The organism is Clostridium acidisoli DSM 12555, from assembly GCF_900176305.1.
Classification (GTDB): Bacteria; Bacillota; Clostridia; order Clostridiales; family Clostridiaceae; genus Clostridium_I; species Clostridium_I acidisoli.
Window position 1 is genome coordinate 1 of the sequence record NZ_FWXH01000040.1, and the last position, 13,719, is coordinate 13,719.

Below are 13,719 nucleotides of genomic sequence, written 5' to 3' on the forward strand. Positions count from 1 at the left end.
AATCTTTAAATTAAGAGGTTATAATCTAAAGTATATTGATGTTCATTTTTTTGACCGGAGGTCGTGGTATTCAATCTATAGTTATTATTACCATATTAAACTATCATATTAACACCAGAGGCTACGCCTAAAAGCAAAACCTCCGGTTTAAAACATATTGTAGAGTTGTCTCTAAATATTAAGACATATAAATTTAAATTCATTATTTTTCTGACAAAGGAAGAAAAATTTCCTTTACTTGTTACGTAAGTAACTTCTCTCACCTTTGACGGCTTTAGCATCGTCAAAGCTTTCATCTAGCCGAAGGCTTTCTTTAATCTTTTTATCTAGCTTTAGCTATGATAAAATTCTTTAGTCTTTACCTCACACTTTATCACTATTTGGAATTTAAACATTGTTTACTTGTCTATTATTGGTATCCACACTTCACTCTTATAATCTTTACTGCTGGAATCTCCAGGATAATATACTTCAAGTTCAGGACCATCTGCATGTTCATACTTTGTAGCTGGAAACCACTCTGCAAAAATTCTATCCCAAGTATCTTGAATAGCCTTTGGCATTGGTCCAATACTTTCGAATATAGCAAACGTATGACTCTTGATGTTAAGCACCTCAAACTCCTCTAAGCCATCAATGTTTTCTCCTTCTATTGCTATAATATAATCAAATTCGTTACACTCCATGTCAAAATTATAGCAAATGCCCATAACTCCTAATTTGCCTTTATTTTTATCAAGTATAGAGTAGCTACCGTTTTCGCATAGTTGATCCCAAAATTTAGGTATTGCCTTAAAATTTTCACCGTTTTTATTAGTGACGCGCTTCTTTATGCCAACAACTTTAAATTCATCCTTTTTTACAATCCTATAATTCATTTTTTCTTCTCCCCTAACAATTATTTGAAATGAGAATGGTGGAAAGGCTTTAAGATTTTCTTTAGTTTTTCTTGCCTCTGAAGGAGAAATATCATGTAGTTTTTTAAATGCTTTGGTAAACGCTTCCGGTGTTTCATAACCATATTTAAGTGATATATCTACTATTTTATGTTTTGTTGAAACTACTTCTTTAACCGCAAGTGATAATCTTCTTTGCCTAATATATTCCCCTACTGTTATGCCTGAAAGTATATTAAATATTCTTAGAAAATAAAATTTAGACACATGTGCTGCTTTTGCAACATCTTCTGACGATATATTATTTTCTAAATTTTCTTCAATATAATCAAGAGCTTTATTCATGTCTTCAATCCAATTCATGTTTCCACCACCTCTTCCATAGGTTAATTGTATTCTCTTAGAGGGAATTATTCCTGTTTTAAATTGCTTTATATTGACAGCTATTATTTATTTCCCATAGCCTTTGCTTTTTCAACGCACACTTTTACCGCCTCAATTATACTTCCTCTAAAATCATTTTTTTCAAGAGAGTAAACCGACTCTATTGTTGTTCCCGCCGGAGAACAAACTTCATCCTTTAGCTGCCCCGGATGTTTACCCGTTTCAAGTACCATTTTTGCTGAACCTAGCACCGCTTGTGCTGCCATCTTATAAGCTTTATCTCTTGGCAAACCTTCAAGTACCGCTCCATCAGCAAGTGCTTCTATAAACATATATACAAAAGCAGGAGATGAACCTGATACTCCTGTAACCACATCCATAAGGCTTTCATCAACAACTTCTACTTGTCCAAATGCTCTAAAAATATCTTCTACTAATGTAACTTCATCTTCATTTACATTTTTATTACTACATAGTGAACTCATACCTTCCCCTACCATTGCTGGCGTATTAGGCATAGTCCTAATTATTTTTACTTCCTTATCAAAATATTCTTCTATAGTTTTAATACTTATTCCTGCTGCTATAGAAATTATTATTGTATTTTCTTTTATTAAATCCTTAATAGTATTTATAACAGTTTTATATTTGTTTGGTTTGATTGAAAGTATTAATATATCTGAGAATTTTGCCACCTTAAGATTATCATTTGTAGTTATAATTCCAAATTTATCTTTTATATACTCCAAGGATGGATTAGAGGGGTTACTTACAATTACATTTTCTTTTGAATATAGTTTAGATGTAACTATTCCTCCAATCATTGCTTTCGCCATGTTTCCACAACCTATAAAACCTATGTTTTTTGACATTCTTATCACTCCTATATTTATTGAAAGTTCACTTATTACTGTGATATAATTGGTTTAATTATATCATAGTAATTTTTGTTTTTTATATTTAATTTAAAATTTTAAACACCTATTTTTTATTGATATATTAACATTACAATATAAATTTTCATAATTCGCGAAAGGATAAGAGCCTAATTGCTTTTAATGGTTTTATAAATGAAAACAAGAAGAGAACATTTAGAAAATGCAAAAACAATTGTTATTAAAGTTGGTACTTCCACTTTAACTTACGAAAATGGATTATTAAACTTTGATAGAATAGAAAAACTTGTTAGACAATTGTCAGACTTACACAATCAAGGTAAAAATGTTATTCTAGTTACCTCAGGTGCTATTGGTGTTGGTGCTACTAAACTTGGTTTAAAAGTAAAGCCTCAGACAATTCCTGAAAAACAAGCAGCTGCTGCAATTGGTCAAGGTATTTTACTCCATATTTATGAAAAGTTTTTTTCTGAATATAGTCAGATTGTTGCCCAAATTTTACTTACAAAAGATGATATAACAAATAAAACTAGATATAACAATGCAAAAAATTCTTTTAATGAACTTCTACGGCATGGAGTAATACCAATAGTAAATGAAAATGATGCTATTGCCATACATGAGATAAAAGTTGGAGATAATGATACTCTTTCAGCTCTTGTGGCTACTATAATAGATGCTGATTTACTGATTTTACTTTCAGATATTGACGGTTTATATGATAGTGATCCACACTCAAATAAAACTGCAAAGCTTTTAACTTACATTCCAGAAATAACAGAAGAAATTGAAAGTTATGCTGGAATATCTAAATCAAAGCTTGGTACTGGTGGTATGGCTACAAAACTAAAAGCTGCGAAGATTTCCACAAAAAATGGTGTCTCAATGATAATAGCAAATGGTTCTAATGATACTATTATAAAGGATATAATATCAAATAAAGAAGTTGGAACTTTATTTGTAGGAAAAAATAAAGGGGGTGAACTTTAGTTAGCTTAAAGGCTACTAAAGCGCTAAATGGATATTAATAATTATATTGTTACAAAGGCTAAAAATGCAAAATTAGCTGCTAGAACCCTTTCTACTTGCACAACAAATACTAAAAACAAAGCTCTCTTAAACATGGCAGCTGCTTTAATGTCTAATGCTCAATCAATTTTAGATGCAAACAAAAAAGATATTAAAAATGCAATTAATGAAGGAAAAAACAAAGCATTTATTGATAGATTGTCCTTGAACAATGACAGACTAGAGTCTATGTCAAATGGTCTTAAAGATGTGGCATCACTTCCTGACCCAATAGGTGAAGGAATTAGATCATGGAAAACAGAAGATGAGCTAAAAATCAATAAAATAAGAGTACCTCTTGGAACTATAGGGATCATTTACGAAGCAAGACCAAATGTAACCGTTGATGCTGCTGCTCTTTGTATAAAAAGTGGTAACTCAGTTATTTTAAGAGGCGGCAGTGAAGCTATTAACTCCAATTTAGAAATATACAATACAATATACAAAGCAGCTATAAGCTCAGGACTTCCAGAAGGTTGCATTGAATTTGTAGATAATACAGATAGAGAAATTGTAAATTTATTAATGAAGCTTAACGATTACGTGGATGTATTAATTCCAAGAGGTGGCGCTGGTTTAATTAAAAATGTGGTTAATAACTCTACAGTACCAGTAATTGAAACAGGTGTTGGAAATTGCCATGTTTATGTGGACAGTGATGCTGATACAAAAATGGCTGAAGATATCGTAATAAATGCCAAAACTCAAAGACCTGCCGTATGTAATGCTATGGAAACTCTTCTTGTCCATAAGGATATCGCCGAAAAGTTTCTTCCACACTTAGGTGAAACACTTAAAGGTTTAGGTGTTGAGATAAGAGGTTGTAATGAAACACAAAAGTTTATACCAAATATCATACAAGCAACTGAAGAGGATTACGAAATAGAATTTTTAGACCTAATACTTGCTGTTAAAATTGTTGATTCCTTAGATGATGCTATGAATCATATTTATAAATATAGTTCAAAGCATTCTGAGGCTATAATAACAAATAATTATTTGAACTCTCAACGTTTTTTAAACGAAGTTGATGCTGCTGCTGTTTACGTCAATGCCTCTACAAGATTTACTGATGGAGGTCAATTCGGCTTTGGGGCTGAAATAGGCATAAGTACTCAAAAGCTTCATGCAAGAGGACCAATGGGTCTAAATGAACTTACAACTACTAAATATGTTGTATATGGGAATGGACAGGTTAGGAAATGATAGATACAAAGATTTAGACTTAATAGTGATAAATTGCGAAGTACGGGTGAAGGGTTTTCACCAATGCTTCGCGGTGAAAAGGTGATGGGTCGCTAAAGCGAGGTGATGGGTTTGAACGTCCGCTTCGCAATCTATTTGTATTATAATTTAGTACACCTTCTCCACATTATATCCGTGTTCATTTAAAGCCTTAGTTATTTCCTCTATGTGTTCGTGTCCATTTGTCTCAACTGTTACCTCTAATGCCACGTGTTTTAATCTATCAATAGCCTTAAATTGGTTATGATCTAATTTTATTACATTAGCTTTTTGATCTGATAAAATTTTTGATATTTGAAAAAGTTGTCCTGGGGTATCTTGAAGTTTTACTGAAAAACAAAATATTCTTCCTCTTGAAACTAATCCATGATTTAAAAGAGCTGCCATTGTTACAACATCTATATTTCCGCCGCTAATAACAGATACTACTTTTTTACCTTTAAATTTTAATCTGCTTAATGCTGCTAATGACATTGCACCTGTAGCTTCAGCCACAAGTTTATGCTTTTCCATAAGAATATAAACAGCTTCCATAAGTTCTTGATCACTTACTGTAACAATATCATCCACATACCTTTTTATTATTTCAAAAGTTATTTTCCCTGGATTTTTTACAGCAGCCCCATCGGCAATAGTGTCAATATTCTCTGCACAAACTAACTTTCCATTTTCAAAAGAACATTGCATTGGATTTGCTCCTTCAGCTTGAACACCTATTACTTTTATGTTAGGGTTAACGGACTTGGCTGCTACTGCTATACCACTTATTAGTCCACCTCCACCTATTGGTACTAATATGGCATCAACATTCTTTAATTCCTCTATGATTTCAAGGGCTATAGTTCCTTGACCTGCCATTACATCTACATCATCAAATGGATGAACAAAAGTATATCCATTTTCCTTTTCCAACCTTTTAGCTTCTTCATAGGCTTCATCATAAACATTACCTTTAAGTACAACATTTGCTCCATAATTTCTAGTAGCTTGAACCTTTATAAGAGGTGTAGTCTCTGGCATAACAATTGTTGCTTCTATGCCGAGTTTACTTGCTGCATAAGCAACTCCTTGTGCGTGATTGCCTGCTGAAGATGCAATTAATCCCTTCTTCTTTTTTTCATCACTTAACTTACATATCTTATTTAATGCTCCCCTTAACTTAAATGCCCCAGTAATCTGTAAATTTTCAGGTTTTATGTAAACTTCATTATCGCATTCTCTGCTGTATTCAGAGCTATAGATTAATTTAGTATTTACGCATATATCCTTTATTCTACTTCTAGCCTCTACTACATCTTCTAACTTTAAAATTTCTTTCATGATACAAAGTGCCCCCTTTTTAATCTGTAAATAAAAAAATCCTTCATCCCTATAAACACATATATGTCTATAAGGACGAAAGATTAAATTTCCGTGTTACCACCTTATTTGCAATTAGTTCTACTAACTGCCACTCATTTTAGGTCTACTAAATGTTCAACCCTAACCATATATCGCTGGTATACGTCTTAGTTTACTTGATAAAATCTTTCTACTAAAAAACTCCGGAGTGATTATTACATATTCATACTAACATCAGCTTTCACCGTATACTGACTCTCTTAAGTTAATATATTAAATATCTTTTTCTCCATCTTAGTTTTAATATTATTAATTTTTAAGCTTGTAACAAAGTATATTATTTTTATTAAAAAATGTCAACAGAAATTTAATAAAAAAATTATACACAGGAGTTGATAATATTTGATAACAGCTGTGGAAAACTTGTTTCTTTTCTATATACCTCTTTGAACTTTACATATATTTATGCTATAATAATTTTCAACTAATATAGGGGGAAATAACTAATGAATATTAATACAAATACAGTAATATCAGTTTTTATTGCTTTGATCTTATTTTACATATTCATAAAAATAGCACAGTCTATAATTAAATTTGTTGTGTTGATAGTTTTTGTAGGAATGATTTTGTTTGGAGTTCAAAGCTTAGGAGTATATAATATTCCAGTTGTTAATAACCTTTATTCTCAGGTTACTAAAATAATTCCATATAAACAAATATGGTCCAACTATTCTGTTTACAAAAAAGATTTTGATAAAGCAGTAAAAATTAAAGATGATTTAAAATAAAAAGAGCTGAATTAGCTCTTTTATTTTTTTATCTCGTCATGAATTTGAACGAACTATTTACAATTAATATTCAATGTTGTCATAACCTTGTCATAATTATAATCTAATATATAATATATAAATTAAACGAAAGGAGATTTTAAAAATGAGAATAGTTAGTGAATACATTAAAGGTGGTACTAGAGCTTCTATAGCTGAAACTATACACGCAGGCAAAACAATATATATAGCTGTAACATCCTCCTCAAGTAAAATATTTAAAAGCTTAAATATCGCAGAAAGATTCATGCTTAAATTTAAATATGAAAAAGTAACTGTGTCAAAATAAATTTTTAAGTTTTATTTTGACACAGTCACCCCTAATTACTAGACGTACTAAATAATTTATTAAAATTCTGCTGAGCCTGTAGTTCTTGGGAATGGAATTACGTCTCTTATATTTGCCATTCCTGTAATATACATTATTATTCTTTCAAATCCTAGACCAAAACCAGCGTGTTTTGTTTCACCATATTTTCTAAGTTCTAAATACCACCAGTAATCTTCTTTATTTAATCCAAGCTCTTCCATTCTAGCTTCTAACACAGAAAGTCTCTCTTCTCTTTGACTTCCTCCAATTATCTCTCCAACACCTGGAACAAGTAAGTCTGCTGCTGCAACAGTTTTTCCATCATCATTAATTCTCATGTAGAAGGCCTTTATATCCTTTGGATAATCAGTTACAAACAGTGGTTTCTTAAATATTTTTTCAGTTAGATATCTTTCATGTTCTGTTTGAAGATCTATACCCCATTCAACCGGATATTCAAATTTTTCTCCAGATTTTAATAATAAATCAACAGCTTCAGTGTAAGTTATCTTACCAAAATCTGAACTTACAACATTTTTGAGTCTGTCAAACAATGTCTTATCAACAAAGCTATTGAAGAAAGCCATTTCTTCAGGTGCATTCTCCATAACATAGTTTATAACATATTTGACCATTTCCTCTGCAAGTTCCATATCATCTTCAAGATCTGCAAAAGCAATTTCTGGTTCAATCATCCAAAATTCTGCTGCATGTCTTGCTGTATTAGAATCCTCTGCTCTAAATGTAGGTCCAAAAGTATAAACACTTCTAAAAGCTAACGCAAAAGTTTCTGCTGAAAGTTGACCACTTACTGTAAGATTTGATTCTTTTCCAAAAAAGTCTTTTTTGTAATCAATATCTCCATTTTCATCCTTTGGAATATTGTTCAAATCCATCGTTGTAAGTTTAAACATTTCTCCTGCGCCTTCACAATCGCTTCCCGTTATTATTGGAGTATGAGTGTATACAAAATTTTTCTCTTGAAAAAATTTGTGTATAGCGAATGCTGCTAATGAACGTACTCTAAAAACTGCTGAAAAAGTATTACTTCTAGGTCTTAAATGTGCAATTGTTCTTAAATATTCAAAACTATGTCTTTTCTTTTGAAGTGGGTAATCTGAATCTGAGTTTCCTTCAACAATAATTTTCTTTGCGTGTATTTCAAAAGGTTGTTTTGCATCTGGTGTTAATACTACTTCTCCCTCAACAGTTAAAGAAGAGCTTATAGTTATTTTAGATATTTCTTTGAAATTTTCAAGTTCTTTTTCAAAAACAATTTGAACGTTTTTAAAAAAACTTCCATCATTTATTTCTATAAAACCAAAAGCATTAGATGCTCTTATAGTTCTAACCCAACCTGATATTTTCACTTCTTTTTTGCTGAAACTTTCTGCTTCCCTGTATATTTTTTTTACAAGTGTACACTCCATTGTATTATTCCTCCTGCTTAATTCAATATTATTCCGAATTTTACTTAACGTATTAATGTCTATAAAAAAAATCCCCTCACCCTTGAATTCAAGGGGCGAAAGGTTTATTCCGCGTTACTACCCTAGTTCCATTTAATGGCCAGACTTTTACGAGTATATATTATAGGATACTCCTACACTGTAAGGTTTGGGATACCTCTAGTCCTGCTATATTTACTGTTCTCATAATAACTTTATATCTATATTATACCTTATTTTGCGCTGTTCATTCCACATATGTAATTTAATATAGTTTTTTTTACTTATTTATTAATTTCATAACGTTATTTACACGAAAATTATAATCTTACTTTCAATTTATGTCAACATTTAACTTAATGAAGATTTAACATTATTTCCTTTAAAACATTATAATTTAATTAAATTTTATAGGATTATATAATAGAATGGCATTATATATATATCGTAACCTATTTATAACATAAATCATACTGTATAATATATACTACTTATAATTGGAGATTAGTGAAATGTGTGGAATTGCTGGTTGGATAAATTTTAAAGAAAATATATTGTACAATAAATATGTGATTGAAAACATGACCGATACCTTAAAACAGAGAGGCCCAGATGAAGTTGGTTATTATTTTACAAAACATTCTTTACTTGGACACAGACGACTTGTCGTTGTAGACCCTGAGGGCGGTAAGCAACCTATGATTAAAAATATAGATGGTAATAAGTTCATTATCGTCTACAATGGAGAATTATACAATACAGAAGACTTAAGAAAAACTCTAATAAACGAAGGTTATAGTTTTGACTCCTATTCTGATACTGAAGTTCTTCTAACTTCATATATCCATTGGGGATACAAATGCTTAGAATATATAAACGGAATTTTTGCCTTTGCTATTTTGGATGAAAAAAATAAGAGCTTGTTTATGGCTCGTGATCCTCTTGGTGTAAAGCCACTTTTCTACACTATTAAAGATAACTCTTTAATATTTGGATCTGAAATTAAAACTCTTTTAGCGCATCCTAAAGTTAAACCTGTTTTAACTAAACAAGGTTTAACAGAGATATTCGGCCTTGGACCTGGTCGTGCTATTGGAAGTGGTGTGTTTAAAGATATACATGAAGTTCCCCCTGCTCATTGCGCAATTTTCACCCCTTATGAATTCACACTAGAAGAATATTGGAAGGTGCAGTGTGAAATTCATACCGAAACTTTAAATGAAACTGCAGATCACGTAAAAAGTCTTTTATATGATGCTATAAAGCGACAACTTGTTGCAGATGTTCCTATTGGAACTTTTTTATCTGGTGGTTTAGATTCAAGTGCAATCTCAGCTATTGCAGCTACCGAACTAAAAAAACAAGGAAAAGTATTGGACACTTATTCAATAGATTATGAGGATAATGATAAGTACTTTAAAGCAAATGAATTTCAGCCAAATTCTGATAGTTCTTGGGCATTAAAAATGCATGAATATATAGGTAGCAATCATAAAGGCATTGTTAATTCAAATGAAGCATTAGCAAATGCTCTTGTTGATGCTGTTCGAGCAAATGATCTTCCAGGGATGGCTGATATTGATTCTTCTTTATACCTATTTTGCAAAGAAGTACGGAAGGATAAAACTGTAGTACTTTCTGGTGAATGTGCCGATGAAATATTTGGTGGTTATCCATGGTATCGAAGAGAAGAAGATATAAATGCAAATACTTTTCCATGGTCTAGATCAGTAGGTGAAAGAAACAAGATACTAAGCGGTGATTTAAAGAAGTTGGACTTAGATAGTTTTGTAAAAGAACATTATGAAAATACATTAAAAGAAGTTCCTCATGTTAATGGTGAAAGTAAATATGCTAGCAGAATGAGAGAAATGTTTTATCTTAATATGAAATGGTTTATGCTAACTCTTCTAACTAGAAAAGATAGAATGAGTATGTCAAACAGTTTAGAGGCTCGTGTACCTTTTGCTGATCACAGATTAGTTCAATATGCATTTAATATTCCTCCAGAAATGCGTTTTTGTGATAATAGAGAGAAAGGCATTCTAAGAAGAGCCTTAATTGGAATTTTACCACAAGATATTATAGATAGAAAAAAGAGTCCTTACCCTAAAACTCATAACCCTAAATACACCAAAATAGTTCAAAGGTGGTTAAAAAGCATTTTAGAGGATCCTACTTCTCCATTGCTAGATTTAATTGATATTCCATTTGTTTCTGAAATTGTCAAAACTGGTGGTGCTGCATATACAAAACCTTGGTATGGCCAGCTTATGACCGGACCTCAACTTATGGCTTATTTAATACAAATAGATACGTGGCTTAGATTGTATAATGTAGAAATAGAAATGTAATGTACTCTAACTCATAGTTCATAATATTAAGAACTTGCGAAGCAACTGGTTAAAGCTTTTTACTCTACTACGTGAGTAAAAAGGTGAAAGATTGCCAGATTGGCAAGATTAAAGAATTAACGTTAATGCCGTTAATGGTGAGAGAATTTGCTTTCAGCAAAAGGGAAGGAGGATTTTTCTACGCGATGCGTGCGAAAAATCTTTGAACTTAAAATATATAATCTAAAGTATATTGACATCCATTTTTTGACCGGAGGTCGTGTATCTCCAACTTAAATTTTGTGTAGCACTAAAAACTTAAGCAGATATCTGTTTCCATAAGGCTACGCCTAAAAACCAAACCTCCGGTTTAAAACATATAAGTCCAATTACTTTAAACTATGAAATTCATCCTTTAACCTGTTACGTAAGTAACTTCTATCACTTTTGACGGCTTTAGCCTCGTCAATTCTTTCATCTAGCCGAAGGCTTTCTTTAATCTTTTTATCTAGCTTTAGCTATGATAAAATTCTTTAGTCCTTGCTTCGCAATCTATTACTGCTATGAATAACTTTTATTTGCAAAATAAACAAGTTGTACATCTCAATTAGATTTTATAATATTGCTAAATACATCAACAATTTTAGGATCAAATTGAGTTCCACTATTTATTCTTAATTCTTCTGTAGCCGCTTTTTTAGAAAGCACATTATCTTTATATATCCTTTTACTTGTCATAGCATCATAAGAATCAGCTACAGAAATTATTTTAGCTAATATGCTTATACTATTGCCATTAAGGCAACTTGGATACCCGCGTCCATCGATTCTCTCATGATGCTGCAATAGGATTTCTGAACTTGTTCTTAAAAAATCAATTTTACATATTATTTCATAACCTATTTCTGAGTGTTTTTTTATAATTTCATATTCCCTTTCATGTAATCTTTCCTTCTTTTTTAATATGTCCTTTGGTATACCAATCTTTCCTATATCATGTAATAGCGCTGCATATTTTAGTTGTCTTAAATCATTTTCTCCTAGTTTCATTTTCTCACCAATTAGCATTGAATACTTTGCTACTCTTTGGCAGTGTCCTTTTGTATACTTATCCTTTATTTCTATAAAATTAAGAAATGCTCTTACCATATTAATCTCCGTTGTCTTCTTCATAATATACATACAATACCTACTTTCTTATAACTATAAATAAGTATTATGATTATATCCATACAGCAAATTTCTATACATTCAAATAATGGCCTCAATATTGTTGACACGGAAACAATAAAATGATAAAATATTGATGTTTCCTAGGAAACATAATTTTTTTAAGAGGTGATATTTTAAATGTGTAAAACAAAATCAATCAATACACACTCTACAGAACAAAGCATTGATAAAAAGGCTTTAATATTCGGTCTTACTTCTGTACTTCTTTATGGAATGGGTTTTGGCCTCACAACACCTGTAATCCCATTCTTAGTACAACCCTATGTGAGTAGCTCGGAAAGTCAAGCTATGATTATTGCACTGCTGACCTTCATATATGGAATCTGCGTGTTTTTAGCAGCTCCTGGACTTGGAGCCTTAAGCGATCGATATGGTCGCCGTCCAGTGCTCATAATATGCCTTTTGGGCTCCGCAGCTGGATACTTGATTTTTGGCATAGGTGGAGCTCTATGGGTACTGTTTCTAGGTCGGATAATAGACGGACTTACAGGTGGAAATATTAGCACTATCCTTGCATATTTCGCTGATATTACTCCAAAAGAGCAACGAACCAAATACTTTGGATGGGCTGGTGCAGCTGCTGGTGCTGGTTCCATCGTTGGACCTAGTCTAGGTGGTTTACTTGCCAATTTCGGTTATTCTATCCCCATGTTTTTTGGCGTTATAATAACTTTGTTAAATGTTATTTATGGAGTCATTTACATGCCTGAAAGTCTTAGAAAAGACCGCAGATTGGACAAAATCCAACTCGTGCGATTAAATCCGTTTACTCAATTCGCAAGTATATTTTCTATAAAAAATCTAAAATGGATTTTCATTGCAATATTCTTGTTAGGGGTACCCTCTGGTTCTCTACAAACTCTTTTTTCACAATTCGCCAAAGATACTTTTAAGTGGGGGCCTACCCTAATAGGAATTATGTTCTCTGTCCTGGGTGCACTTGATATTATTACTCAAAGTTTTATAATGCCTAAGCTTCTGATGAAGCTAAAAGTAGAAAAAATAGCGATTCTCGGCATGGTATCCGAAACTATAGCTTACGGCTTCTTTGCGGCATCTGGAATATTCTCATACTTTCCATTTTTTATCGTTGGAACAATTATATTCGGTTTTGGAGATGCAATCTTTGGACCTGCAGTAAATGGCATGGCTTCCAGTGCCGTGAGCTCCAAGGAACAAGGCAGGATTCAAGGAGGCAGTCAATCCATTCAGGCTTTGACGCGAATAATTGGGCCAATGCTTGGTGGTGGTTTGTATGTATCTCTTGGACATTCCTCCCCCGCCATAATGGGAGTAATTCTTGTTACAGCGGCAATAGCAACTATGCATAAAGGAGTATCGCTTACTACTTTAAAGTAGTTTTGCGACACTCCCTTTTATTTTTATATTTATTTAACTTCTTCAAATTGATCTTTACCAACCCCACAAAGAGGACATACCCAATCTTCTGGAATATTTTCAAAGGCAGTTCCTGGATCCACCCCATTATCTGGGTCTCCGTCCTCAGGATCATAAATATATCCACATACTACACAAACATATTTTTTCATATTAACTCCTCCTACCTCATATTATTTTGTTATATACATTATAAAAATAAACGAAATTTATTCATAATAGTGTGAAATTGCGAATCAAGTTGGTTAAAGATTTTTACTCTACTGCGTGAGTAAAAAGGTGAAAGATTGCCAGAGTGGCAAGATTAAAGAATTAACGATGATACCGTTAATGGTGA

13 protein-coding genes and 1 other annotated feature are annotated in these 13,719 nt (G+C 32.1%); of the genes, 6 read left to right on the top strand and 7 right to left on the bottom strand.

Annotated elements, in window-relative coordinates; genetic code table 11:
* Positions 1-95: 95 nt before the first annotated feature.
* From B8978_RS19575 to proC, 3 genes are all read right to left on the bottom strand, one after another.
* Entirely contained in the window at positions 96-296 is a 201-nt protein-coding gene (locus tag B8978_RS19575; RefSeq protein ID WP_139796082.1) for a hypothetical protein, read from the bottom strand.
* A 102-nt stretch (positions 297-398) separates the two neighbouring features.
* A complete protein-coding gene (locus tag B8978_RS18665; RefSeq protein WP_084117797.1) occupies positions 399-1,259 on the bottom strand; it encodes an AraC family transcriptional regulator in 861 nt (286 codons plus the stop codon).
* A gap of 83 nt (positions 1,260-1,342) precedes the next feature.
* A complete protein-coding gene (gene proC / locus B8978_RS18670; protein WP_084117798.1) occupies positions 1,343-2,152 on the bottom strand; it encodes a pyrroline-5-carboxylate reductase in 810 nt (269 codons plus the stop codon).
* A gap of 198 nt (positions 2,153-2,350) precedes the next feature.
* Between proC and proB the strand changes: the two genes are divergently transcribed.
* Both proB and B8978_RS18680 read left to right on the top strand, forming a co-directional pair.
* Entirely contained in the window at positions 2,351-3,166 is an 816-nt protein-coding gene (gene proB, locus B8978_RS18675) for a glutamate 5-kinase (RefSeq protein WP_084117799.1), read from the top strand.
* A 27-nt stretch (positions 3,167-3,193) separates the two neighbouring features.
* On the top strand, positions 3,194-4,450 hold the full coding sequence (locus B8978_RS18680; protein ID WP_084117800.1) for a glutamate-5-semialdehyde dehydrogenase: 1,257 nt from the start codon (positions 3,194-3,196) through the stop codon (positions 4,448-4,450).
* Positions 4,451-4,597: 147 nt separating this feature from the next.
* On the opposite strand, the gene ilvA is transcribed toward B8978_RS18680, so the two are convergent.
* Entirely contained in the window at positions 4,598-5,809 is a 1,212-nt protein-coding gene (gene ilvA / locus B8978_RS18685; protein WP_084117801.1) for a threonine ammonia-lyase, read from the bottom strand.
* 68 nt (positions 5,810-5,877) lie between these two features.
* Positions 5,878-6,135, bottom strand: a binding site (T-box leader).
* Between the two features lie 201 nt (positions 6,136-6,336).
* Between ilvA and B8978_RS18690 the strand changes: the two genes are divergently transcribed.
* The gene (locus B8978_RS18690; RefSeq protein WP_084117802.1) at positions 6,337-6,621 is read left to right on the top strand and encodes a hypothetical protein; all 285 of its coding nucleotides are present in this window, start codon (positions 6,337-6,339) and stop codon (positions 6,619-6,621) included.
* A gap of 145 nt (positions 6,622-6,766) precedes the next feature.
* Positions 6,767-6,949, top strand: coding sequence for a hypothetical protein (locus tag B8978_RS18695; RefSeq protein ID WP_084117803.1), 183 nt, complete (start codon positions 6,767-6,769; stop codon positions 6,947-6,949).
* A gap of 59 nt (positions 6,950-7,008) precedes the next feature.
* Here the strand turns inward: B8978_RS18695 and asnS are convergent, their stop codons facing one another.
* The gene (asnS, locus tag B8978_RS18700) at positions 7,009-8,400 is read right to left on the bottom strand and encodes an asparagine--tRNA ligase (RefSeq protein WP_084117804.1); all 1,392 of its coding nucleotides are present in this window, start codon (positions 8,398-8,400) and stop codon (positions 7,009-7,011) included.
* 530 nt (positions 8,401-8,930) lie between these two features.
* Between asnS and asnB the strand changes: the two genes are divergently transcribed.
* A complete protein-coding gene (gene asnB / locus B8978_RS18705) occupies positions 8,931-10,772 on the top strand; it encodes an asparagine synthase (glutamine-hydrolyzing) (RefSeq protein WP_084117805.1) in 1,842 nt (613 codons plus the stop codon).
* 582 nt (positions 10,773-11,354) lie between these two features.
* Here the strand turns inward: asnB and B8978_RS18710 are convergent.
* On the bottom strand, positions 11,355-11,924 hold the full coding sequence (locus tag B8978_RS18710; RefSeq protein ID WP_176212755.1) for an HD-GYP domain-containing protein: 570 nt from the start codon (positions 11,922-11,924) through the stop codon (positions 11,355-11,357).
* Between the two features lie 177 nt (positions 11,925-12,101).
* Between B8978_RS18710 and B8978_RS18715 the strand changes: the two genes are divergently transcribed.
* Positions 12,102-13,343: an MFS transporter gene (locus B8978_RS18715; protein WP_084117807.1), complete on the top strand. Its 1,242-nt coding sequence runs from the start codon at positions 12,102-12,104 to the stop codon at positions 13,341-13,343.
* Between the two features lie 29 nt (positions 13,344-13,372).
* Here B8978_RS18715 and rd read toward each other — a convergent pair whose 3' ends face one another.
* Positions 13,373-13,534, bottom strand: coding sequence for a rubredoxin (rd, locus tag B8978_RS18720; protein ID WP_084117808.1), 162 nt, complete (start codon positions 13,532-13,534; stop codon positions 13,373-13,375).
* Positions 13,535-13,719: the final 185 nt, after the last annotated feature.